Source organism: Burkholderia stagnalis, from assembly GCF_902830275.1.
GTDB classification, from domain to species: Bacteria; Pseudomonadota; Gammaproteobacteria; order Burkholderiales; family Burkholderiaceae; genus Burkholderia; species Burkholderia stagnalis.
In genome coordinates this window covers 192361-216231 of sequence record NZ_CADESW010000012.1, presented here as the reverse complement: position 1 = coordinate 216231, position 23871 = coordinate 192361, and the positions used below count along the sequence as shown (strand labels likewise).

The following is a 23871-nucleotide window of genomic DNA, read 5'->3' as shown; positions in this document are numbered from 1 at the left end:
AGTATTTGTCGCTGGCGGCGCCCCCGAAACGGGCGCCCCGTGCATTCAATGCCGGTGCGACGTCCTCGGCAGCGCATCCGGCGTCGCGGCGGGCGGCGATGCTTCCTCGTCGTTGCTGCGCGCCCAGAAGAAGCGATCCGGCAGATACGCGCCCATCCCCGGCCGGAACGCGTCGCGCACGGCCTGGTACAGGTATTCCTGCGCCTCGCGCACCGCTTCGGGCGGCTCCTGGCCATTCGCGAGCAGCGCGGCGATCGCCGCGCCGAGCGTGTCGGTGAGGCCCATCAGCCGGTGCGGCGTACGGTCCCACATGTCCTCGCGGATCTGGCCTTCCTCGCCGTACAGCGTATTGACGAGCCGGTGCGAGCCCGATTCGGTCGCGAGCACGTACTCGCAGCCCTGCGACAGCAGATGCGACAGCGCGGCGTCGAGGTTCGGCGCTTCCGCGTCGCCGTCCGGCTGCGCGAGCGCGATGAGCGTCGCGTGGTCGGCGACCAGCAGCGTCGTCTGCGGCGCGAGCAGGTCGGCGATCGATTCGCGCAGGTCGTCGGCGGCGAGCACGTGCTCGTCGTCGAGCGTGAAATCGGGTGCAAGCACGAGCGGCACGCCGTCGTAGTCGGCGACCACCTCGGCGATCGCGCTCACGACTTCCGCGCGCGTGGCCGCGCCGATCTTGAACGCGGCAACCGGCATGTCCTCGAGCAGCATCCGCGCCTGCGCGGCGACGACGTCGGGGTCGAGGCCCGTCACTTCGTCGCAGGCGGCCGAGTCGCGTACGGTGTAGCCGGTCAGGACGGACACGCCGTGACAGCCCATGCTCGCCAGGGTCATCAGATCGGCTTGGAGGCCGGAGCCACCGGTGGGATCGGACAGGCCGAAGGTGAGAACGATCGGAGGGGCGTTGCTGGACATGGACAAATGGGCAAGAAAAGACGGGAGAGCAGGGCGGCCGCACCGGCCTGGTGCGGCCTTCGCAGCCATTATGAGGCGGAATCCGGCGGTTCGAGCGGATTTTTTAGCGCACCGCAACGCAGGCGTACGACTAGTGCGCGATCGCTAGGCAGTCAGGCCCTGACACGGTACCATCATGGCTCCCGAATTTACCGACCCTCCCGACGCGGCTTAAGATGGAATACAAGAGCTGGATGTGCCTGATTTGTGGCTGGATTTACGACGAAGAAGCCGGACTGCCGGAAGAGGGCATTGCCCCGGGCACGCGCTGGGAAGACGTCCCGATCAACTGGACCTGCCCGGAATGCGGCGCGCGCAAGGAAGACTTCGAGATGGTCCAGATCTGACCGGACCGTCGCTTCAGGACATTCCGCTCGGGCCTCGCGTGCCATCGGCGCCATTGCGCCGTGGTGGACGCGGGCGGCTTGGCCATGACTCGCGCGAGTGTCCCCGATGTCCGATCCGGCAGTAATCCCCGTGATTGATGCGCTGCCCAACCCGCGTGGCGGGGCAGTGCGCGCGGCCGACGCGTGGCTCGCGGCGGCCGATGCGGCGCTCGAGCGCCGCGACGACGCGGCCGCGCCGCTGTCGGCGGCTGCAGCCGTGCTCGCCGAAGCCGGCTGGCTGCCGGCGGCCCGCTTCGCGGCCCAGCTGGCCGAAGCGGCGGCGCTGGTCGCCACCGAGCCGACTTCCTCCGGATGCCGGGCCGCGCTGCGGGAATTCCGCGCCGCGGTCGCGCGGCACAACCTGCGCGAGCTCGCCTGCTCGCCGCTCCTGTTCGAACACTATCGCGCGCTGCGTGCGCAAAGCGCGGCGGACCTGCGTGCGCGCGTGCCGTACGACACGCTCGCGCTCGTCGGCCGGACGGTGCCGCCGGCGTCGCTGCGCGTGCTGCCGGCGGCCGCCGTCGCGCGGCTGCGCGCGCGCTTCGAACAGGCGCTGCTCGCCGTGCTGCGCGCGCAGCAGGCGCCACCTGAGGCGGCGCTCGACGCGCTCGACGCGTGCATGGCCGAACTGGCCGACGACACGCCCTATGACTACTGGCGGCTCGCGGCCGCGTGCCTGCGCGCGCTGCGCGCGAGCGGCGCGGCCGAGCTGAAGCGCTTTCTCGCGCGGACGAACCTGCTGCTCGGCGAGCACGCGCAGGGCCGCCGGGCCGCGCCGCCCGACCTCGTGCGCGAGACGGCCGCGCTGTTGTGGCGGGATTTCGCGCTGTTCGGCGCGGCGGCCGAGGACGTCGCGCTCGTCGACGTGCTGCACGATTACGGATTGACGGTCGACTGGCACGTGGCCGGTACCCCCGCGTCCGAAGCGTTGTGGGAAGCCGATGCCGCGCGCGCCGAGCACGATGCGCTCGCGGTGGCGCCGACCCGCGAGCTCGGCGTCGTGACCGTCAACGCGCATGCGTATGAGGATTTCCTGCAGACCGCCGATGCGTCGATGGCCGACCTGACGGCGGACCCCGCTCACGCCGACGCGGGCGCCGCGTGGCGGGCGGCCGAGGCGGCCTACCGCGTCGGCGCGGCCGCCTGCGCGCTCGGCCTCGGCCACGCGGCGCTGCTGGCCGACACGCTCGGCCTCGCGTGGCGCCGCGCCGCGCATGGCGTGCCGCCGGCCGAAGGCAGCGTCGCGGCGCACCGCCACGCGTCCGACATGCTGCGCGGGGCACTGCTCAAGATCGCGGCGGGCGTCGCGCCGCCGGACCTGACCGCCGCGAGCGAAGCGCTCGGCGCGGCGCTCGGCCGGGCCGGGCACGGATGATCCCGGGACCCTGCGGCGGCCGGTGCCGCGCCCCCCGGCAACGCACTGCCGTGCGCTTGCGCGCGCGTGTTAGAGTGCCGTGTGATCCGTGCGCGCCGTTGCCAGCGCGGCGCGGCGTTGCTTGTTGATCGCGGCCTCGATCAGGCCGCGGCGTCTTTGCTAAAATTCAAACCATGTCAAAGCCTTCCGATCGCATCAACCTGACCAACCAGTTCCTGATCGCCATGCCGAACATGGCCGATCCGACGTTCTCGGGAACGGTGGTGTACCTTTGCGATCACAGCGAGCGCGGCGCGCTCGGCCTCGTCATCAACCGTCCGACCGACATCGACCTCGAATCCCTGTTCAACCGCATCGACCTGAAGCTCGACATCGAGCCGCTGCTGCACATCCCCGTGTATTTCGGCGGCCCGGTGCAGACGGAGCGCGGCTTCGTGCTGCACGAGCCGGTCGAGGGCGCGAACTACAACTCGTCGATGTCCGTCGAGGGCGGGCTGGAGATGACCACGTCGAAGGACGTGCTCGAGGCGGTCGCGACGGGCACCGGCCCGAAGCGTTTCCTGCTGACGCTCGGCCATGCGGGCTGGGGCGCGGGGCAGCTCGAGGAAGAGATTTCCCGCAACGGCTGGCTGACCGTCGCCGCCGATCCGCGGATCGTGTTCGACACCCCGGCCGAGGAGCGCTTCGAGGCGGCGCTCGGCCTGCTCGGCGTCAGCTCGTCGATGCTGTCCGGCGAGGCAGGGCACGCATGAACGGCACGAGCGCGCGCGACGCGACGCTCCTGGCGTTCGACTACGGCGAGAAGCGCATCGGAGTGGCGATCGGCAATGCGCTGACGCGCTCGGCCCGCGCGCTCGTCGTGATCCCCAACCTGAACCGCGAGCACCGCTTCAAGGCGGTCGGCGACCTGCTGGCCGAATGGCGGCCGGACGCGCTCGTGGTCGGCCTGCCGATGCATCCGGACGGCACGCCGCACGACATGACGCAGCAGGCCAAGCGCTTCGGCAACCAGCTGAACGGCCGCTTCGGCCTGCCGGTCACCTGGGTCGACGAACGCTATTCGTCGGTCGAGGCCGAAGCGGAGCTGCGCGCGCGCGACGTGCGCGGCCGCGCGCGCGCCGACATGCTCGATGCGGAAGCCGCGCGCGTCATTCTTCAACAGTATCTCGATCAATTGTCCGACCATGAGCACCATTGATGCCGAGGCGCTATACCGCGTCCTGCTCGACCAGATCCGCGACGCATACGGCGCGGCCTTCGCCGAAGCGGGCGGGCCCCGGCTCGCCGGCATTTACAGCGGCGGCGCATGGCTGGCCGAGCGGCTCGCGCGCGATCTCGGCGCGCCGGGCTTCGGCGTCGTGAACGTCGCGCTGCATCGCGACGACTACGCGAAGAAGGGCCTGCACAGCCAGGCGAGCCCGACGTCGCTGCCGTTCGACGTCGACGGCGCGCGCATCGTGCTCGTCGACGATGTTCTGTATACCGGGCGCACCGTGCGCGCGGCGCTCAACGAACTGTTCGACTACGGCCGTCCGGCCGCGGTCGAGCTGGCGGTGCTGGCCGACCGCGGCGGCCGCGAGCTGCCGGTGGCCGCGCGTTTCGCCGGCGGCGCGCTCGACGTGCCGGCCGACGCGACCCTCGTGCTCGCGCGCGACGACGCGGCGAACTTCACGCTGCGCGTCGAAGCGCACGGCGGCTGAGCGCACCGAATCCGGATCCCGGGCCGCCGGCGAGTGCCGCGGCCCGTTTGCACAAGTTGGAATCACGCACATCATGACCACCGACACCACTGGCCGCGCCGGCAATCCCGCTGCGGCCGCGAGCCCCGAGCGATTCCGCTACGGCTTCCTGAAGGGCAACCCGCAGCTCACGAAGAACGGCGAGCTGAAGCACCTGCTGTCGATCGAGGGCCTGCCGCGCTCGATCGTCAACCACATCCTCGATACGGCCGAGCAGTTCGTCAGCGTGACGGACCGCGAAGTGAAGAAGGTGCCGCTCTTGCGCGGCAAGTCCGTGTTCAACCTGTTCTTCGAGAACTCGACGCGCACCCGCACCACCTTCGAGATCGCCGCGACGCGCCTGTCGGCGGACGTGCTGAACCTGAACATCAACGCGTCTTCGACGAGCAAGGGCGAATCGCTGCTCGACACGATCAACAACCTGTCGGCGATGCACGCCGACCTGTTCGTCGTGCGTCACGCATCGAGCGGCGCGCCGTACCTGATCGCCGAGCACTGCGCGCCGCACGTGCACGTGATCAACGCCGGCGACGGCCGCCACGCGCACCCGACGCAGGGCCTGCTCGACATGTACACGATCCGCCACTACAAGCGCGATTTCACGAAGCTGCGCGTGGCGATCGTCGGCGACATCCTGCATTCGCGCGTCGCGCGCTCGGACATCCACGCGCTCACCACGCTCGGCGTGCCGGAAGTGCGCGCGATCGGCCCGCGCACGCTGCTGCCGGGCGGCCTCGAGCAGATGGGCGTGAAGGTGTTCCACAACCTCGACGAAGGCCTGAAGGGCGTCGACGTGATCATCATGCTGCGCCTGCAGAACGAGCGGATGAGCGGCGCGCTGCTGCCGTCCGCGCAGGAGTATTTCAAGAGCTGGGGGCTGACGCCCGAGCGCCTCGCGCTCGCCGCGCCGGACGCGATCGTGATGCACCCGGGCCCGATGAACCGCGGCGTCGAGATCGATTCGCAGGTCGCGGACGGCCCGCAGTCGGTGATCCTCAACCAGGTCACGTTCGGCATCGCCGTGCGGATGGCGGTGATGGGCATCGTCGCGGCCAACCACGACTGAGCCCGCGCGCCGCGCCTCCCTTTTACGCATTCAACGCATTCACAGACAGCGCATGAAGATTCATATCAAAGGCGGCACGCTGATCGACCCGGTCACCGGCACCGAGCGGCAGGCCGACGTTTTCGTCGCGGCCGGCAAGATTGCCGCGATCGGTACCGCGCCGGCCGAATTCAACGCCGCGAAGACGATCGACGCCACGGGCATGATCGTCGCGCCCGGCTTCGTCGACCTGTGCGCGCGGCTGCGCGAGCCGGGCTACGAGCACAAGGCGACGCTCGAATCCGAGATGGCGGCGGCCGTCGCGGGCGGCGTGACGAGCCTCGTCTGCCCGCCCGACACCGACCCCGTGCTCGACGAGCCTGGCCTCGTCGAGATGCTGAAGTTCCGCGCAAGCAACCTGCACCAGGCGAACGTCCATCCGCTCGGCGCGTTGACGGTCGGCCTCAAGGGCGAAGTCATCACCGAGATGGTCGCGCTGACCGAGTCGGGCTGCGTCGGCTTCACGCACGCGAACGTGCCGGTGCGCGACACGCAGGTGCTGCTGCGCGCGCTGCAGTACGCGAGCACCTACGGCTTCACCACGTGGCTGCGGCCGATCGATGCGTTCATCGGCCGCGGCGGCGTCGCGGCGAGCGGCCCGGTCGCGTCGCGGCTCGGCCTGTCCGGCGTGCCGGTCGCGGCCGAGACGATCGCGCTGCACACGATCTTCGAACTGATGCGCGTGACGGGCGCGCGCGTGCACCTCGCGCGGCTGTCGTCGGCGGCCGGTCTCGCGCTTGTGCGCGCGGCGAAGGCCGAAGGGCTGCCGGTGACCTGCGACGTCGGCGTGAACCACCTGCACCTGATCGACGTCGACATCGGCTATTTCGATTCGCAATTCCGCCTCGATCCGCCGCTGCGCAGCGAACGCGACCGCGAGGCGATCCGCGCGGCGCTCGCCGACGGCACGATCGATGCGATCTGCTCCGATCACACGCCCGTCGACGACGACGAGAAACTGCTGCCGTTCGGCGAAGCGACGCCTGGCGCGACCGGGCTCGAACTGCTGCTGTCGCTGACCGTGAAGTGGGCCGACGAAGCCGGCGTGCCGCTCGTGCAGGCGCTCAAGCGCATCACGTGCGCGCCGGCCGACGTGCTGAAGCTGCCGGCGGGGCGCGTGAGCGAAGGCGGCGCGGCCGACCTGTGCGTGTTCGATCCGCGCGCGCACTGGCGCGTCGAGCCGCGCGGCCTGAAGAGCCAGGGCCACAACTCGCCGTTCCTCGGCTATGAGCTGCCCGCCCGCGTGCGCGCGACGCTCGTCGCCGGGCAGGTCGCGTTCGAGAACTGATCCAGCCGGAACGCGCCATGACTGCCCTTCGCAAGCTGCGCCTCGTCTTTCACCTGCTGCGCGGGATGGCGATCGTCGCGCTGCGTTTCTCGCGCGTGACGCCCGCGCACCGCGCCGAGATCACGCGGCGCTGGTCGCTGAAGCTGCTGCGGATCTGCGGGATGCGCCTCGTCGTCCACAACGACGGTGCGCGCCTCGATTCGAGCGCGCTCGTCGTCGGCAACCACATCTCGTGGCTCGACATCTACGCGATCAACGCATGGCGGCCGACGCCGTTCGTGTCGAAGGCGGAGGTGCGCCAGTGGCCGGTGGTCGGCTGGCTCGCCGAGCAGCTCGACACCGTGTTCCTGCAGCGCGAGAAGCGCACCGAGGCGATGCGCATCATGCACGAGATGGCCGACCGCCTGCGCAACGGCGGGCTGATGTGCGTGTTTCCGGAGGGCACCACGTCCGACGGCCAGGGCCTGCTGCCGTTCCACGCGAACCTGTTCCAGGCGGCGGTGTCCGCCGGCTGCGCGGTGCAGCCGGTTTGCCTGATGTACGAGGACGCGCAGGGCCGCCAGTCGGTCGCGCCCGCGTACGTCGGCGACCTGTCGCTCGGCACGTCGCTCGACATGGTGCTGCGCGGCGGGCCGTTGGTCGCGCACCTGTACGTGTGCGACCCGATCGAGCCGGGCGGCGACCGGCGCGCGACGTCCGCGGCCGCGCGGGATGCGATCGCGGCGGCACTCGACGCGATGCAGGCGAGCGTCGGCCGGCCCACGGCCGAGGCGCTTGCGCAGTTCGCGAAGGATGCGTACCCGGCGACCGAAATCGGCGCGGGTGCAGCGGCGGACGGCGTGGCCGACGAGCCGGTGCCCGGCCGCGAGGGCTGAGCGCCGCTTACGTTTGAAGTCGAACCGGCGCCGTGCGCCGGTTTTTTTTGCGATGCGGGCGCGGCGCATGCCGCGGCCGCAGCCGTGCGTTCACTCCCCGGGCGTGCGGCACGCTTCGCACTGCACCTGCGTGACCGTGCGTGCGGCTGGATCCGCCGTCAGGCGCACGGCCGACAACTGATTCCCCCATACGCACCCCGAATCGAGCGCGACGACGTTGTCGCGCAGCATCAGGCCGAGCGCGGCCCAGTGCCCGAACACGACCGTCACGTCCTCGGTGCGCCGCCCGGGCACGTCGAACCATGGCAGGTAGCCGGGCGGCGCGCTGTCGGGGCCGCCGTTCGCGCGGAATTCCATCGCGCCGTCCGGCGTGCAGAAGCGGATGCGCGTGAACGCGTTGAACGCGACGCGCATCCGGTCCCGTTTTTTCAGGTTCGGATGCCATTGGTTCGGATCGTTGCCGTACAGGTGCGAGAGCGTGTCGCGCCAGTCGGGCGCGCGTAGCGCGCGCTGGAGTTCGTCGGCGAGCTCCAGCGCGAGCGTGGCGTCCCATTGCGGCAGGACGCCGGCGTGGACCAGCAGCATCCCGTGCTCGAAGTGCGCGAACGGGCGGTGGCGGACCCATTCGAGCAAGTCTTCTGCGTCCGGTGCGTCAATGATCTCGCCGATCGTGTCGCCCGGGCGCTCGGTGCGGATGCCGGCCGCGACCGCCAGCAGATGGAGGTCGTGGTTGCCGAGCACGACGGTGGCGCGGGGGCCGAGGTCGACAAGGGCGCGCAGCGCGGCGAGGGAGGCCGGGCCGCGGTTGACGACGTCGCCGGCGATCCAGAGGGGAGTGTCGGAAGGGGCGGCGAGTTTTGCTGTCAGGGACTCGAAAGCCGAGTGACAGCCTTGGATGTCGCCGATGGCGATGGGGGGAGGGGGCATGGGGGCGGGTGGTTGCAAGTCGAAGGGCAAGGTAGACAAAAGTCGACGAAATGGCTGAGCTGAAAACAATAATTGCGAAAAATTGGATGATTGAGGAGGAATCTTCTCAATCAATGGGGGTTCGCACCGCTGTTTCAAGTTGTTAGCAGCATGGCTTTTTCATCTAACGGCTTCCTATAATTGTCGTTTCCGCCCAGAAAATTAACATCACATGACTTTGGCGGGCATGGCGACCGGTTAAAATGCCGGGCCTGAGGCGGCGGGGACGATGCTGCCACTTGCAATATCCGACGCGGCGAGATCCGAAGCGATGCTTGCCATGAATTTCTAGAGGGAGCCTCATGATCCTGGTTACGGGCGGCGCGGGTTTTATCGGTGCCAATTTTGTACTCGACTGGCTGAGCCAGTCCGATGAGGCGGTGCTCAACGTCGACAAGCTGACCTACGCAGGCAACCTCCGTACGCTGCATTCTCTCGAAGGGAATCCGAAACATGTGTTCGCGCGCGTCGACATCTGCGATCGCGCCGCGCTCGACATGCTGTTCGCCGAGCGCAAGCCGCGCGCGGTGCTGCATTTTGCCGCGGAAAGCCACGTCGACCGCTCGATCCATGGTCCGGCCGATTTCGTGCAGACCAACGTCGTTGGCACGTTCACGCTGCTCGAAGCGGCGCGCGAGTATTGGAATGGCCTGAACGATGCCGACAAGGCCGCGTTCCGCTTCCTGCACGTGTCGACCGACGAAGTGTTCGGCTCGTTGTCCGCGACCGATCCGCAATTCTCCGAAACGACGCCATACGCACCGAACAGCCCGTATTCCGCGACGAAGGCCGGCTCCGACCATCTGGTACGCGCCTATCATCACACGTATGGATTGCCGACGCTCACGACGAACTGTTCGAACAACTACGGCCCGTACCAGTTCCCCGAGAAGCTGATTCCGCTGATGATTGCGAACGCGCTTGCCGGCAAGCCGCTGCCGATCTACGGCGACGGCCAGAACGTGCGCGATTGGCTCTACGTTGGCGATCACTGCAGCGCGATTCGCGAAGTGCTTGCGCGCGGTGTACCGGGCGAGACGTACAACGTCGGCGGATGGAACGAGAAGAAGAACCTCGCCGTCGTGCACACGCTGTGCGACCTCCTCGACAACGCGCGGCCGAAGGTGACCGGTTCGTATCGCGACCAGATCACTTACGTGAAGGATCGTCCGGGCCACGACCGCCGTTACGCGATCGACGCGCGCAAGCTCGAGCGAGAGCTGGGCTGGAAGCCGGCCGAGACGTTCGAGACGGGTCTCGCGAAAACGGTCGACTGGTACCTCGACAATCAGGCGTGGGTCGACGAGATCGTCTCGGGTGAATACCGCAAGTGGGTCGAGACTAACTATGCGCAGCGCGCTTGAGGGCATCGGCGATGGCACGTAAGGGCATCATTCTCGCCGGCGGGTCCGGCACGCGGCTTTATCCGATCACGCACGTCGTATCGAAGCAGTTGCTACCGGTATACGACAAGCCGATGATTTACTATCCGCTGTCAACCCTGATGGTGGCGGGGATCCACGATGTCTTGATCATCTCCACGCCGCAGGACACACCGCGCTTCGAGGCCATGCTCGGCGACGGCAGCCAGTGGGGCATGAACATCCAGTATGCGGTTCAGCCGTCGCCGGATGGTCTGGCGCAGGCGTTCATCATCGGCAAGGAATTCGTCGGAAATGATCCGTCGGCGCTGATCCTCGGTGACAACATCTTCTACGGCCACGATCTCGCGAAGCAGCTCGAACGCGCGTACCGACAGGAAGCGGGTGCAACGGTATTCGCGTATCACGTCAACGATCCGGAGCGCTACGGCGTGGTCGAATTCGATCAATCTTTCCGCGCGTTGTCGATCGAGGAGAAGCCGGCAAAGCCGCGTTCGAACTACGCGGTCACAGGGCTGTATTTCTACGACAAGCGGGTATGCGACATCGCGGCCGACATCAAGCCGTCGCCGCGCGGCGAGCTTGAAATCACTGATGTCAACTCGCGGTATCTCGCGGACGGTACGCTCGACGTCGAGATCATGGGGCGCGGCTACGCATGGCTCGACACAGGTACGCACGACTCGCTGATCGAAGCAGCGAGCTTTATTGCGACCCTGCAGAAGCGTCAGGGGCTCGTCGTCGCGTGCCCGGAAGAGATTGCCTACCGCAGGGGCTGGATCGACGCGGAACAGGTGCTGAGGCTTGCGCAGCCGCTTGCGAAGAACGCGTACGGACAATACCTCAAGAATTTTCTTACGGATAAGGTTGCATGGCCATCCAAGTAACGGCAACGGCATTGCCCGAAGTCAAGATCATCGAGCCGAAGGTGTTTGGCGATGCGCGTGGGTATTTCTACGAGAGCTTCAACGCGCGCGAGTTCGCGGAGTTGGTCGAACCGGGTGTCGAATTCGTGCAGGACAACCATTCGAGGTCTTCGAAGGGGGTGTTGCGCGGCCTGCATTACCAGATTCAGCACTCGCAGGGCAAACTCGTTCGTGTGGTCGAAGGCGAAGTGTTCGATGTCGCGGTCGACATCCGCAAGGGTTCGGCAAATTTTGGCAAATGGGTTGGTGTGCACCTGTCGGTCGACAATCACCGGCAACTATGGGTGCCGCCCGGCTTCGCCCATGGCTTTGTCGTGCTGTCGGAGTCTGCGCAGTTTCTGTACAAGACGACCGATTATTGGTACCCGGAGTTCGAGCGCTGCATTCGCTGGAATGACAAGCAGATCGCCATCAATTGGCCAATCGACAGGGAGCCGCTCGTGTCCGAGAAGGATGCACAGGGTGCGACGCTCATAGGAGCCGAGGTGTTTGCATGAAGATCCTGGTGACGGGGCGCACGGGGCAGGTCGGCTGGGAGCTTGCCCGCTCGATGTCGGTGCTCGGAGAGGTGCATGCGCTGGATCGCGCGTCCGCTGACATGACGCGGCCTGACGAGCTGGCCGCGCGCGTGCGTGCATTGCGTCCGGATGTGATCGTCAACGCGGCCGCGTACACTGCGGTGGATCGCGCCGAGACCGAGACCGCGCTCGCCGACGTCGTCAATGGCGAGGCAGTGGGCGCGCTGGCAAACGCGGCCCGCGAAATGGGTGCGCTCTTCGTGCACTATTCGACGGATTATGTATTCGACGGGACCGCGCGCGAGCCATATCACGAGGACGCGGCCACGCATCCGCAGAATGCCTATGGCCGCAGCAAGCTGCTCGGAGAGCAGTCGGTAGCTGCATCAGGCGCGGATTACCTGCTGTTTCGCACGACTTGGGTTTATGGTGCCCGCGGCGCGAACTTCCTGCTGACGATGCTACGCCTGATGCGCGAGCGGACGGAGCTACGCGTCGTGGCTGATCAGCACGGCGCACCGACCAGTGCGCGCTTCATTGCCGATGCAACCGCGCATGCAGTCAGGCAAGCGGTCATCGAGCGGCGCGAGGGCCGTTTTGCCAGTGGCCTCTTCAACCTCACCGCTGACGGCGCGACGACCTGGCACGGTTTTGCACAATACATTCTCGAGCGCGTTCGCCTGATCGGCGCCGGCGAACTGCGTACCGAGCGGATCGAACCGATCGCAACGAGAGATTATCCGTTGCCGGCACCGCGTCCTGCCTATTCGGTGCTCGACGGCAGTCGCCTGCAAGGCCGGTTCGGACTGCGCCGCCCGCAGTGGCAAGAGGGCGTCGACCTAGTGCTCGACGAGCTGATCCGGCGCTGACGGCGTTTCGGTCGTCGGCTTAATGTGGCGGACGTGTTGTAACTATAGGTTTGACTAGTAGATGAACAGGAAATTTGCACTTCGTGATCCGTTGGCAGTGATTCGCTCGCTGATGTCGGATCGCCCGTTGATCGTTCAGTTCATAAGGCGCGAGGTGGTTGGCCGATACAAGGGTTCGTTTTTGGGCTTGTTCTGGTCGTTCATCACCCCGCTAGTGATGCTGGCGATATACACATTCGTGTTTGGCTTTATTTTCAAGTCGCGCTGGCGGCCCACGTCGACCGATCATGCCGAATTCGCGATTGTAATGTTTGTGGGCGTGCTGGTGCACGGTCTGATGGCCGAGTGTCTGAACCGAGCCCCGACGCTTGTCGTCGGGAATCCAAACTATGTGAAGAAAGTTGTCTTTCCTCTGCAGGCGCTTGGCTGGATTTCCGTCGGTACGGCGCTGTTCCATATGTTGATCGCGTCCAGCATCTTGCTGGTCGCCGTCTTTTTGTGGCAGGGACATCTGCCGCTCACCGCTGTGCTTGCACCGGTCGTGCTGCTGCCGTTCCTGATCCTCACGGTTGGGCTGGTCTGGATTCTGTCGTCGCTCGGCGTGTTCATGCGTGACCTTGGGCAGGTGATGGGGATCGTGACGTCGTTGCTGATGTTTCTCGCGCCGGTGTTCTATCCGATCACTTCCGTACCGAAGACCTTTCAGGTCGCCATCATGTTCAATCCGCTCACGTTCGTCATCGAACAATTGCGCGGTGTCGTCATCTGGGGCCACGGAATCGATTGGGCGGGATGGTGCATCTATTCGCTCATCGCTTATGCGGTCGCCTGGGGCGGCCTGATCTGGTTTGAAAAGACGCGTAAGGGTTTTGCCGATGTCCTTTGATAACAAGCCTTTTGCCATTGAAGTGAATGGCCTCGGCAAGCGGTACGAGATTTACGCTGCTCCACAGGATCGGCTGAAGCAGATGGTGCTGCCGCGCGTGAGCCGGCTGTTCGGTCGCGAACCTTCTGCTTATTTCCGTGAATTCTGGGCGCTGCACGACGTTTCGCTACAAGTGCGTCGCGGCGAGACGGTGGCGATCATCGGGCAGAACGGGTCGGGGAAGTCGACGTTGCTGCAGCTGGTTTGCGGGACGATCTTTCCGTCGCGCGGCTCAGTGACGACGCATGGCCGCATCGCGGCGCTGCTTGAGTTGGGCGCGGGCTTCAATCCTGAGTTCACGGGCGAGGAAAACGTCTACCTGAGCGGCATGCTGTACGGGCTAACCGAAACACAGTTGGCTGAGCGCTATGACTCGATCGTGAAGTTTTCGGAGATCGGCGATTTCATCTCGCAGCCGGTGAAGACGTATTCGAGCGGGATGTACGTCCGCCTCGCGTTTGCGATCGCGGCACACGTCGATGCAGATGTGCTCATTGTCGACGAGGCACTGTCAGTTGGTGACGTCCGCTTTACTCAGAAGTGCATGCGGTTTCTGCGCGAGTTTCAGAAGAACGGCACGCTGCTGTTCGTCAGTCATGATACGGGCGCCGTGACCAACCTGTGCTCGCGGGCGATCTGGCTCGACCACGGCGTTGTGCGCATGGACGGCGGCGCGAAGGAAACGGTCGAGGCGTACCTTGCGGAACAGCACGCGCTCGACCGGGGCACACAAGGCGCGGTCGTGAAGGTTGCGGGGCGGAAGAAGCAACGCGAAAGCATCGTGCTCGACGTCGTCGACTCGCGCTGGGATGCCATGAGGCAGAACGGGGCCGCAACGCGCTTCGAAGTGTTCGAATTCGACCCCGATGGCGCAAATGGTGATTTCGGTGCGCGCAGCGCGACCATCGAACGTGTCGGGTTGACGGACGAAAACGGCAAGCCGATCACGCTGGTTCAGGGGGGCGAGATCGTCGAGCTGAAGATATCCGCATCGGTTCACGCGCCGCTGCGGAATCTGATCTTCGGCTTCTATTTCAAGGACCGCCTTGGGCAGCGCCTCTTCGGCGATAACACGTTTCTTACTTATAACAACCAACAGATCGACGGCAACGAAGGGCAGCGCCTGCAAGCGGCATTCCGTTTCCGGATGCCAATGTTGCCGACGGGTCCATACTCGATCGACGTGGCACTTGCTACGGGATCGCAGGATGACCATACGCAGCAGCACTGGATACATGACGCGTTGACGCTACGAGCCGTCGAGAGTTCGATGCGCTATGGTCTGGTCGGCATTCCGATGCTGGATATAACTATTTCCGAAGAGGCGTAGCAATGCTGGACTTTACTGGCGAACGATTCATACCGACCGAGCAGGGAGAGATTCGCTATGAGCACATGCATCGTTACGGCTGGATGCTGGAGACGCTGCAGGGAAAGGACGTGCTCGACATCGCCTGTGGCGAAGGTTACGGGTCGGCCCTGCTCGCGACAAGAGCCCGTTCGGTCATCGGCGTCGACATCGATGTAGGTGTCGTCGAGCATGCATCGCAGCGATATAACAGCCTCCGCAACCTGAATTTCAAGGCAGGCAGCGTGACCGCGATCCCGCTCGCGGATGCGAGCGTCGACGTGGTCGTCTCATTCGAGACGATCGAGCATCTTGCCGAACAGGACGACATGCTGGCGGAAATCCGCCGGGTGCTACGGCCGGCCGGCATGCTCGTCATCTCGTCGCCGAATAAGAAGGTCTATTCTGACGATCGAGGCTACCAGAACGAGTTTCACGTCAAGGAACTGTATTTCGACGAATTCGACGCACTGCTGCGCGAGCATTTTCCGAACGTGCGTTACTTCGGGCAACGGATGGTGACGAGTTCGATGCTGCTGCCGATGGACAAGGCGGCCGACCGATACGACGCGTTAACGCTGCAGGGCGAGTCGATCGTGAAGGAAACGATCGCACCGGAGCGGATCATGTACTTCGTCGCCGTGTGCACGTGCGCGAAGGATGTGGAGATCGCCATGCCGATCGAAAGCTCGGTGTTCTTCGAGCAGGGCACGGACCTGTATGCGCAGCGGGAAGACGTGCTGCGCTGGGCGTCGAGCGTCAGCGACGAGATCGACGCGCTTCGCACGCGTCACGCGGAGCTGCAGAACGAATTTGAGGATCGCTCGCGCTGGGCGCTTGAACTCGATGCTGAGCGTGCGACACTGCGCGATGAGCTCGGCCGCATGGAAACGGCTTGCTCGGGTGCGACGCCGGACTCTGGTACCCGCGCGTGCCTCGAAGCGCTGCAGCGCGAATTCGACGAGCGCAGCCGATTGGCGGAGAGGCTCGGCGACGAATTGACCGATGTCAGAAGCCGGCTGGCGTCCCTCCAGGTAGAGTGCGGCGCGCATGTGCAGAGCATTGCGGCGTTGCGGGGAGAACGCACGGCGTTGATCGCCGAAAACGCGCGACTGTCCGAGCGTATTGCCACGCTGGCGGCCGATCACGAATCGTTGCGCGCGCTTCACGATGTGGCGTTGGGTGACAACGTCTCGTATGCGGCAAGCGTCAGCCGTCTCGAGCAGGAATGGCAGGAGCGGTACGCAAAGGCGCTTGCGCTCGAGCAGGAATTGCACGACGCGAAGGCGCGCAATGCGGAGCTGATCGGCCGTTGCGAGCAGTTGACGCATCAGCGCGACCAAGTGAATGGCGCGCTCGACGAGATGCTCGAGTCGCGCTCGTGGAAGGTGACGGCGCCGCTGCGCGCAATCGTGCGCGCGACGCAGGGCGCCAAGCACGCGTCGCGCGCGCGCATGCGCCCCGGCCTCGTGCGCGCCGCTCGCGCGGCATACAAGCGCGCGCCATTGCCGAAAGCTTGGAAGGACTGGGGCGTCGATTTCGCCTATCGCCACGGCGGCTGGGTCTTCCAGGGCGTCGTTCACTACGAGGTGTGGGACCGTCATCGGCGCGGACAGATGCCGGCACCGATCGATACGCAGCAGGTCGCGCGCGAGCAGATCGACGAGGCGCTGATGATGCTGCGGTTCGACGAAGTCGCGGTGCCGGTCGTTTCGATCATCATTCCGACCTACGGCAACATCGTGCACACGGTATCGTGCCTGCGGTCGATCGCGCGCCATCTCCCGACCGTGCCCGTCGAAGTCATCGTTGCCGAGGATGCGTCCGGTGACGACGAGATTCTGCGCCTGCAGGGTGTGCCCGGCCTGCGGTTCTTCCTTAACGAAACCAACCTCGGCTTTCTGCGGTCGTGCAACCAGGCGGTTACGCATGCGCGCGGTGAATACGTCTACTTCCTGAATAACGACACCGAGGTGACGGCGGGCTGGCTCGATGCGATGCTCGACGTATTTGCGCATGAGCCCGACTGCGGGATGGTGGGCTCCAAGCTCATATATCCGGATGGCCGACAGCAGGAGGCTGGCGGGATCATGTGGCGGGATGGTTCGGCGTGGAATTTTGGTCGCCTTGACGACCCGAGACGCAGCGTCTACGAGTACGTGAAGGATACCGACTATTGCTCGGGCGCATCGCTGCTGATTCCAACCGCGTTGTTCCGCGAACTCGGTGGCTTCGACGAACTGTACGTGCCTGCCTATTGCGAGGACACCGACCTCGCATTCCAAGTGCGCGAAAAAGGGCTGCGGGTCCGCTATCAGCCCAAGTCCGTCGTCGTGCACTACGAGGGCGTATCGCATGGCACCGACACGTCGAGTGGCGTGAAGGCGTACCAGGTAGTCAATCAGAAGAAGTTCGTTGAGCGGTGGCGCGCGCGTCTCGAGCGCGAGCATTTTCCGAACGGCGAAGGCGTCTTTCTCGCGAAGGATCGCTCGACGCTGAACAAGACGGTGCTTGTGATCGACCACTATGTGCCGCAGCCGGATCGGGATGCGGGGTCGCGCACCATGTGGCAGTTCATGCGCCTCTTCCAGAAGCATGGGCTTAACGTGAAGTTCTGGCCGCACAACCTCTGGTATGACCCGGAGTATGCACAGAAGCTTGAGCAGATCGGCGTAGAGATCTTCTACGGCGCGGAATACGCGGGGAAGTTCGATCAATGGATCGCGCAGAACGGCCAGTTCGTCGATTACGTGCTGCTGAGCCGTCCGCATGTGTCGATCGAATTCGTCGACGCGATCCGGAAGCACTCGGCTGCGACGATCATGTATTACGGGCACGACGTCCATCATCGCCGGCTGCAGGATCAACTGGCCATCCAGCGGAACGCGGGGCTCGAAGCGGAGCTGAGGCAAGTGCGTGAATGGGAGCACGCGCTTTGGCGCAAGGTCGATGCGATCTACTATCCGTCGGATCTCGAAACGGCTTACGTGCACGAATGGCTCGTTGCCAACGATTCCCGATCCAGGGCGTATACGATCCCGGTCTACGCATTCGACAGTTTCCCGGTCGAACCGTGGCAGAATCTCGCGAGCCGGAAGGATTTGATTTTCGTTGCCGGGTTCGGGCACGCGCCGAATGCGGATGCCGCTGAGTGGTTTGTCTCGCGGGTTCTCCCGAAAATTCTCGAGGAATGTCCCGATGTGCATCTGTACATCGTCGGGTCAAATCCGACTGATAAGGTGAAGGCGCTTGCCGGCCGGAACGTGAGCGTGACAGGGTACGTATCCGACGAGGTGCTCGCGAACTACTATCGCGACAGTCGCGCGTGCGTCGCGCCACTGCGCTTCGGGGGCGGAATGAAGGGCAAAGTCGTCGAGGCGATGCGTTTCGGATTGCCCTGCGTGACGTCAAGTGCGGGCATGCAGGGCCTTGCGGATGCTGCATCGTTCCTAGCGGTTTCGGACGAAGAACAGCAATTCGCCGACCACGTGATTGCGTTGTTGTCCGACGACGATCTCTGGCTGCGCGTCTCGAAACATTCGCAGGAATTCGCACGCATGCGGTTTTCGGAGGACGCGCTCTGGCGCATTGTTGCGACCGATGTCGATCCGACGCCGTATCCGAGCGTTGTGGAACGCTTGCAAGCCCATCGTACCAATTAAGAGCTAGAAGAGGCTGATAATGAGAATCCTGATCTTGGGCGCTACCGGATTCGTCGGTAGTTATTTGATGGAGCGCGCGACAGCCGCCGGACACGACGTGACCGGCACACATTACCACGCGACGATCGGGACTGGTGATTGGGCCAGATTCACCGATCGAATCGTCCGGTGCGACATTCGTTACCGCGAGCAGATCGATGCGGTGATGAAGGCGGCGCGCCCGGATATCGTCTACCTGCTGTCTGCGCAAAGCTACCCGGCACTGTCGTGGACCGCACCGGCCGAGACCCTTGAGACGAACGTGGTCGGCACGTCGAACGTCTTCGAAGCGATTCGCGCGGCCGGTATCGATCCCGTTGTTGTTGTCGCGTGCTCAAGCGCGCAGTACGGCGAAGTCGAGGCCGATGCCATTCCGGTCAAGGAATCGCATCCGATGCGCCCGATGCATCCGTACGGCGTCAGCAAGGTCGCCACGGAAATGCTCGCGCTTCAGTACTGGGCCAACAACCGGATTCGCGCAGTGTGCGCGCGGATCTTCAATACTACCGGCCCGCGCAAGACCGGTGACGTGTGTGCGGACTTTACGCAACGCGTCGCCCGCATCGAAGCCGGCGAGATCGCACCAGTACTGCGTGTCGGCAACCTGGAGACGCATCGGGCGATTACCGACGTCCGCGACCTAGCGCGCGCACTCGAACTGCTGGCGGAGCGGGGCGCCCCTGGCGGCGTCTACAACGTGAGCGGCTCGAAGACTTACCAGATCCGCGAAATCGTCGATCTGATCGCGGCCGCATCGAAGGTGCCGTTTACGCTCGAAACAGATCCGGCGCTACTGCGACCGAGCGACGAGAAGGTCATTTTCGGCGACTCAACGCACCTGATCGAGGCGACGGGCTGGAAGCAGGCGATCCCGCTGTCGCAGACCGTCAACGACATGCTGGCCTACTGGCGTCGCACGCTATCGCAGCAGGAGGCGAAATCATGATCGTTCGTTCCAGGGCACCGCTGCGGCTCGGGCTTGCCGGTGGCGGTACCGACGTGTCGCCTTATTCGGACCGCTTCGGCGGTCTGGTACTGAATGTGACGATCGACAAGTATGCGTATGCGACTATCGCGACGCGCGACGACGGTGATGTTCGCCTAGTGGCCGCTGACAACTGCGTCGAGTGGCAGGGGCCGGCGGCCGCCGTGCTCGAGCCGGTGGCCGGACTTGGCCTCCACGTCGGCGTGTATAACCGCATCGTGCGCGACTACAACGGGGGCGAGCCACTTGCGGTCACGATCACGACGCATTCGGAGGCGCCTCCCGGATCGGGTCTCGGATCGTCATCGACGATGGTGGTGGCGCTCGTGCATGCGTTCTGCGAGTATCTGCAGATTCCGCTCGGCGAATACGACGTCGCGCATCTGGCGTATGAAATCGAGCGCGGCGACCTCCGGCTCGCCGGCGGGAAGCAGGATCAGTATGCAGCGGCGTTCGGCGGCCTGAACTTCATGGAGTTCTACGGCGGCGATCGCGTGATCGTCAATCCGCTGCGCATCAAGCAATCGGTGAAGGCCGAGCTTGAATCGTCACTGGTGCTTTTCTATACCGGCGTATCGCGCGAATCCGCGAAGATTATCGAGCAGCAGACGGCCAGCGTCACTGACAAGGACACGACGTCGCTCGAGGCGCTGCACCGGGTTCGGGAAGAGGCGACCAAGATGAAGGAAGCGATCCTGAAGGGCGACTTCGAACGGTTCGCACAATCGATGCGGCTCTCTTGGGAATCGAAGAAAAAGACCGCGAAGAGCATCAGCAACTCATCGATTGACCAGGTCTACGATGCGGCGCTCGCAGCAGGCGCGCTGGCCGGTAAGGTGTCCGGTGCGGGCGGCGGCGGCTTCATGATGTTCATCGTCGAACCGACATCACGGCCCGCGGTCATGCGTAAGTTGAGCGAATTCTCGGGCCAGGTCTTTACCTGCAACTTTACCGAGCACGGCGCGTATTCCTGGAGAAACTAACTCATGAAAGATTCCATCATTGCTCAGGTCGACAAGGCGATCGAGATTTTCACGGCCATTCGCAACGATGACTCGCTGCTCGGCACCGTGGAAAAGCTCGTCGACCAGATCGTCGCGGCGCTTGGCGCAGGCGGCAAGGTGCTGATCGCCGGTAACGGCGGCAGCGCGGCGGACGCTCAGCATATCGCAGGCGAGTTCGTGAGCCGTTTCAACTTCGATCGTCCGGGTCTGCCGGCGATCGCGTTGACTACCGACACGTCGGTGCTGACGGCGATCGGCAACGACTACGGCTACGAGAAGCTGTTCGAGCGTCAGGTTCAGGCGCTGGGGCGGCCGGGTGACGTGTTCTGGGGCATCTCGACGTCGGGCCGTTCGCCGAATGTCCTGCGCGCGATGGAGGAGGCCCGCAAGAACGGTCTGTTCGTCACGGGTTTCACCGGCGCGAACAGCAATGCGATGGGCGAGTTGGCAGACCTGTGCGTGTGCGTGCCGTCCCGCGAGACGCCGAAGATCCAGGAAGGCCATATTCTGCTCGGCCATATCGTCTGCGGCTTGGTCGAAGAGCGCGTGTTCAAACGTCCATGATTCCTGCAATCGTTCTGGCCGGCGGGCTCGGCACCCGCCTGCGCGCGGTCGTTCCGGACCTGCCAAAGCCGATGGCCAACGTCGCGGAGAAGCCGTTCCTTTGGTGGCTGCTTGGCTACCTGCGGGCGCACGGCGTCGAGCAGACCTACTTGTCCGTGGGGTACAAGCGCGAAGCCATCGCGGAATACTTCGGTACGCAATTCGGCATGATGCGTGTTGCCTATGTACCCGAAGAGTCACCGCTCGGCACGGGCGGTGCGATCGTCAATGTTTTCGACAGTGCGGATGTTGACAGCGCGCTGGTGTTGAATGGGGACACGATTTCTACGCTCGATATCCGCAAATTCGTGCGCGATGCGCAAGAAGCGGAGGCGGACGTCGCGATGGCGGTTGCCCGGGTGGAAGACATTTCCCGCTATGGCGCCGTGCAGATCGATCGTACCGACAACCGCGTGATTGGCTTTACGGAAAAAGGCATCGCCGGGCCGGGCCACATCAACGCCGGCGTGTACGTCGTCAAGCGCGAGCTGTTTGCGCGATTCGGCCTTACGGGCAGGTTTTCGTTCGAAGGCGATCTGCTGGCCGCGCATCTGGGCGAGATGCGGGTCGTCGCTTTCGACTGCGTGTCCCGTTTCATCGACATCGGCGTGCCTGAGGACTATGCGCGAGCACAGACCGAAGTGCCTGCGATGATTGCTGGAGCGTAATGTGACGCCTGCGTTGTTTCTGGACCGCGACGGCGTGGTCAATGTCGATACCGGCTATCTGCACCGCCCGGAGGATTGCAGGTTTGTCCCGGGCATCTTCGATCTGGTGCGGGCGGCGAATTGTGCGGGGTATCGGGTTTTCGTCGTGACCAACCAGGCCGGAATCGGCCGCGGGTTCTACACGGAGGAGACGTTCCATGTGTTCACTGACTGGATGGTCGGGGAATTCGCCGAGCAAGATGCCGTGATCGACAAGGTCTACTTTTGTCCGCACCATCCGGACGCAGGCGTGGGGGCATACAAGATCCATTGCGATTGCCGCAAGCCAAAGCCCGGCATGTTGTTCGCGGCGCGTGATGAATTCGACGTCGACATGAGTCATTCCATCATGGTCGGCGACAATCGAACCGACATCGAGGCCGCCCAGTCGGCAGGCGTCGAGCATGTGTTCTGGCTGGTCGACGACGCGGCGGCCCCCATTCCGCCGGACGGTTGTAGGGTCGTCCATTCGCTCGAACCGATCGTCGAAACACTCGATCGACGAGCCTGAGCAGCTTCTGCATCGCTCCCGCGCTGTATAAACTGCAGGGTGAGCGGGCGGAATGGCTCGTGCGGCCCGAATCGGCCCGGCAGGAAACTGAGCAGATGAAGGGCGAATTCCGGTTCGTCGTGGCATCCCGGTCGAGGTGCATGATCCCTCTCCGCTGCGCGGACATGCAGGCCGTGCAGACGCACGCGCAACTCCTGCGTCTCGCGCGTTCGCTGTATTACCGCGTGCCGTTGAGCGCTCGCGCGAAAACCACTATCGCGATCGACGAACGCGGCACCTTCGTGTCGGTCGGCGTTGACGGCAACTTCAAAGACCGGAGGGCAAGTACGGCGTCACTCTGGTTGACAATGCAACCGGCGAGTGACTTGTCGCCGACGCGATTACAGTTGCGCAAATGTATCGCCGGTGTAATCGAGTCGACTTGACGAGTCGCGTCGGTCGCCGAAGGTCGGCGCACGTCGTGAATGGCGTGTACTACACGTGGTGCGGTCGTTAGCGTACGGAAGTACGTACGCTTTGCACGCGCTCATCCCTGTCCGGCATCTTGTCGCACTGTATCCGGTGATTCGGCGCGGCTGGGTCCGATAGCCCGATGGCAGGCGCCGCGTCGGCGCCTGCGTTACGCAGAATTACTGCGTAACGGTGCCTTCTAGCTCCGCGATCCGGCGAATATCCGCGTCAGCGCGTGCCGCCGCCACATCATAGAGCGCCATGTCGAGCGCATTGCAGTCGAGCAGCTGGTCGTACAGCGTTTTACCGATCGATTGTTCGATTCGGGCGAGGCGCTCGTCGAGCGTGGCTGCCCGGCCTTCGCTGCGGTTCTCGATGCTGTAGGTGAAATCCAGGTTGCCGAAGAAGGGCCGCAGATAGTGGCTCAGCACCTGCATCGATTCGTGGAACCGATCGACGAGACCGACGAAAGGCGCTTCGTGAATGCGTTGAATCGAAATATCCAACTGCTCTAGCGTGGCGCGTGCGACACGCATGTCCCGATCTACGGCGGCAAGGTGAGCGACCTGGAAGTCTCTTGCGACGACGGTCGACTCGCTGCTCAGGATCCACTCCACGAAGCCTGCGAGACCGTGCTGGCGTGCAATCGCGACGCTCGGGCTTTTGCTGTCTTCGGCCTGTCGGCGCTCGAACATGTACACCGATTCGACTCGATCGATCGGGTGTCGAATGAAAAAGACAGGATGAATTTGCGTGCCTTCGACAGGCAGGCAGGGAAGGCGAGCCTGGTGGCTGGTGACGAATTTCAGCTGGGGGTTGTTCTTGACGAATGCCTGCATCTCGTCGGGCTGCAACGTGTCCCACGGCATCGTGCCTTCGATCGAGCCGTTCGCTTTGCCGGCGAAGTTGCGGGTCATGATCGCATCGAATGTCGATCCCGCATTCTTAAACAGATGGTAGTGGACGATTACATGACGCATTGGACATCCTGAGTGAGAACTGGTGAAGCGCGATTCCGAAAGGGTAGGGGTGCTCAATGGACCTGCTTGCCATGCCGCACGCGAGGCAGGGATAGTACGCTACCGTCCTGATGAGGTACACGGTCGAATATTTCGGTATATTCGGTTGCTCGGTGCCCGAAGTACCGGCTCGGACCGGCAGAATCCTGGAGACTCTCCGGGCGATACCGGGTGATCGACGGAATGGGATATGCGAAGCGCGCGGCGTGTCGTCGTGCGCTCCCGGGGGTGTCGAATC

Annotated in this window: 24 protein-coding genes; 21 read left to right on the top strand and 3 right to left on the bottom strand. The window is 64.3% G+C overall.

Annotated features, from left to right (window positions below; all coding sequences use genetic code 11):
• Window positions 1-45: 45 nt before the first annotated feature.
• Window positions 46-912 carry a hydroxymethylpyrimidine/phosphomethylpyrimidine kinase gene (locus HWY45_RS21620; RefSeq protein ID WP_059565336.1) on the bottom strand — a complete coding sequence of 289 codons (867 nt, stop codon included), beginning with the start codon at window positions 910-912 and terminating at the stop codon, window positions 46-48.
• A gap of 215 nt (window positions 913-1127) precedes the next feature.
• Here HWY45_RS21620 and HWY45_RS21615 point away from each other — a divergent pair, with 215 nt between their 5' ends.
• The 8 genes from HWY45_RS21615 (at window position 1128) to HWY45_RS21580 (ending at window position 7719) form a co-directional block, all read left to right on the top strand.
• The gene (locus tag HWY45_RS21615; protein WP_004186709.1) at window positions 1128-1298 is read left to right on the top strand and encodes a rubredoxin; all 171 of its coding nucleotides are present in this window, start codon (window positions 1128-1130) and stop codon (window positions 1296-1298) included.
• A 106-nt stretch (window positions 1299-1404) separates the two neighbouring features.
• The gene (locus HWY45_RS21610) at window positions 1405-2712 is read left to right on the top strand and encodes a hypothetical protein (protein WP_059885047.1); all 1308 of its coding nucleotides are present in this window, start codon (window positions 1405-1407) and stop codon (window positions 2710-2712) included.
• Between the two features lie 173 nt (window positions 2713-2885).
• Window positions 2886-3464 (top strand): YqgE/AlgH family protein, encoded by a 579-nt coding sequence (locus HWY45_RS21605; RefSeq protein WP_006751106.1) that lies wholly within the window; start codon window positions 2886-2888, stop codon window positions 3462-3464.
• On the top strand, window positions 3461-3910 hold the full coding sequence (ruvX, locus tag HWY45_RS21600; RefSeq protein WP_059885045.1) for a Holliday junction resolvase RuvX: 450 nt from the start codon (window positions 3461-3463) through the stop codon (window positions 3908-3910). The genes HWY45_RS21605 and ruvX overlap by 4 nt, the downstream gene beginning before the upstream one ends.
• Complete coding sequence (gene pyrR / locus HWY45_RS21595) at window positions 3897-4412, top strand: bifunctional pyr operon transcriptional regulator/uracil phosphoribosyltransferase PyrR (protein ID WP_059885043.1); 516 nt, start codon at window positions 3897-3899, stop codon at window positions 4410-4412. The genes ruvX and pyrR overlap by 14 nt, the downstream gene beginning before the upstream one ends.
• A 73-nt stretch (window positions 4413-4485) precedes the next feature.
• Window positions 4486-5517, top strand: coding sequence for an aspartate carbamoyltransferase catalytic subunit (locus HWY45_RS21590; protein ID WP_059802404.1), 1032 nt, complete (start codon window positions 4486-4488; stop codon window positions 5515-5517).
• Window positions 5518-5569: 52 nt separating this feature from the next.
• Window positions 5570-6844 (top strand): dihydroorotase, encoded by a 1275-nt coding sequence (locus tag HWY45_RS21585; protein ID WP_059885041.1) that lies wholly within the window; start codon window positions 5570-5572, stop codon window positions 6842-6844.
• Between the two features lie 17 nt (window positions 6845-6861).
• Entirely contained in the window at window positions 6862-7719 is an 858-nt protein-coding gene (locus HWY45_RS21580) for a lysophospholipid acyltransferase family protein (RefSeq protein WP_059802402.1), read from the top strand.
• A 90-nt stretch (window positions 7720-7809) separates the two neighbouring features.
• On the opposite strand, the gene HWY45_RS21575 is transcribed toward HWY45_RS21580, so the two are convergent.
• Window positions 7810-8646, bottom strand: coding sequence for a symmetrical bis(5'-nucleosyl)-tetraphosphatase (locus HWY45_RS21575; RefSeq protein WP_059885039.1), 837 nt, complete (start codon window positions 8644-8646; stop codon window positions 7810-7812).
• A 341-nt stretch (window positions 8647-8987) separates the two neighbouring features.
• On the opposite strand from HWY45_RS21575, the gene rfbB reads away from it, so the two are divergent.
• From rfbB to HWY45_RS21505, 13 genes are all read left to right on the top strand, one after another.
• A complete protein-coding gene (gene rfbB / locus HWY45_RS21570; protein WP_059885037.1) occupies window positions 8988-10049 on the top strand; it encodes a dTDP-glucose 4,6-dehydratase in 1062 nt (353 codons plus the stop codon).
• Window positions 10050-10060: 11 nt separating this feature from the next.
• Window positions 10061-10954, top strand: coding sequence for a glucose-1-phosphate thymidylyltransferase RfbA (rfbA, locus tag HWY45_RS21565; protein ID WP_059885034.1), 894 nt, complete (start codon window positions 10061-10063; stop codon window positions 10952-10954).
• Window positions 10939-11490, top strand: coding sequence for a dTDP-4-dehydrorhamnose 3,5-epimerase (gene rfbC, locus HWY45_RS21560; RefSeq protein ID WP_059885032.1), 552 nt, complete (start codon window positions 10939-10941; stop codon window positions 11488-11490). Before rfbA ends, rfbC begins: the two co-directional genes overlap by 16 nt.
• Window positions 11487-12380, top strand: coding sequence for a dTDP-4-dehydrorhamnose reductase (rfbD, locus tag HWY45_RS21555; protein ID WP_059885030.1), 894 nt, complete (start codon window positions 11487-11489; stop codon window positions 12378-12380). The genes rfbC and rfbD overlap by 4 nt, the downstream gene beginning before the upstream one ends.
• 61 nt (window positions 12381-12441) lie before the next feature.
• Window positions 12442-13266: an ABC transporter permease gene (locus HWY45_RS21550; RefSeq protein WP_059885027.1), complete on the top strand. Its 825-nt coding sequence runs from the start codon at window positions 12442-12444 to the stop codon at window positions 13264-13266.
• Window positions 13256-14635 carry an ABC transporter ATP-binding protein gene (locus HWY45_RS21545; protein WP_059885025.1) on the top strand — a complete coding sequence of 460 codons (1380 nt, stop codon included), beginning with the start codon at window positions 13256-13258 and terminating at the stop codon, window positions 14633-14635. The genes HWY45_RS21550 and HWY45_RS21545 overlap by 11 nt, the downstream gene beginning before the upstream one ends.
• Before the next feature lie 2 nt (window positions 14636-14637).
• On the top strand, window positions 14638-18315 hold the full coding sequence (locus tag HWY45_RS21535) for a glycosyltransferase (RefSeq protein WP_081070598.1): 3678 nt from the start codon (window positions 14638-14640) through the stop codon (window positions 18313-18315).
• Window positions 18316-18334: 19 nt separating this feature from the next.
• Window positions 18335-19300, top strand: a complete 966-nt coding sequence (locus HWY45_RS21530) for a GDP-mannose 4,6-dehydratase (protein WP_059885021.1) — start codon at window positions 18335-18337, stop codon at window positions 19298-19300.
• Window positions 19297-20322: a GHMP family kinase ATP-binding protein gene (locus HWY45_RS21525; protein WP_059885019.1), complete on the top strand. Its 1026-nt coding sequence runs from the start codon at window positions 19297-19299 to the stop codon at window positions 20320-20322. Before HWY45_RS21530 ends, HWY45_RS21525 begins: the two co-directional genes overlap by 4 nt.
• A 3-nt stretch (window positions 20323-20325) precedes the next feature.
• Window positions 20326-20907 carry a D-sedoheptulose 7-phosphate isomerase gene (locus HWY45_RS21520; RefSeq protein ID WP_059885018.1) on the top strand — a complete coding sequence of 194 codons (582 nt, stop codon included), beginning with the start codon at window positions 20326-20328 and terminating at the stop codon, window positions 20905-20907.
• Window positions 20904-21614, top strand: a complete 711-nt coding sequence (locus HWY45_RS21515; protein WP_059885016.1) for a nucleotidyltransferase family protein — start codon at window positions 20904-20906, stop codon at window positions 21612-21614. The genes HWY45_RS21520 and HWY45_RS21515 overlap by 4 nt, the downstream gene beginning before the upstream one ends.
• 1 nt (window position 21615) lies before the next feature.
• Window positions 21616-22164, top strand: a complete 549-nt coding sequence (gene gmhB, locus HWY45_RS21510) for a D-glycero-beta-D-manno-heptose 1,7-bisphosphate 7-phosphatase (RefSeq protein ID WP_063895671.1) — start codon at window positions 21616-21618, stop codon at window positions 22162-22164.
• 95 nt (window positions 22165-22259) lie between these two features.
• Window positions 22260-22589 carry a hypothetical protein gene (locus HWY45_RS21505; RefSeq protein WP_059885013.1) on the top strand — a complete coding sequence of 110 codons (330 nt, stop codon included), beginning with the start codon at window positions 22260-22262 and terminating at the stop codon, window positions 22587-22589.
• A 204-nt stretch (window positions 22590-22793) separates the two neighbouring features.
• Here HWY45_RS21505 and HWY45_RS21500 read toward each other — a convergent pair whose 3' ends face one another.
• The gene (locus HWY45_RS21500) at window positions 22794-23531 is read right to left on the bottom strand and encodes a hypothetical protein (RefSeq protein WP_060092231.1); all 738 of its coding nucleotides are present in this window, start codon (window positions 23529-23531) and stop codon (window positions 22794-22796) included.
• Between the last annotated feature and the right edge of the window lie 340 nt (window positions 23532-23871).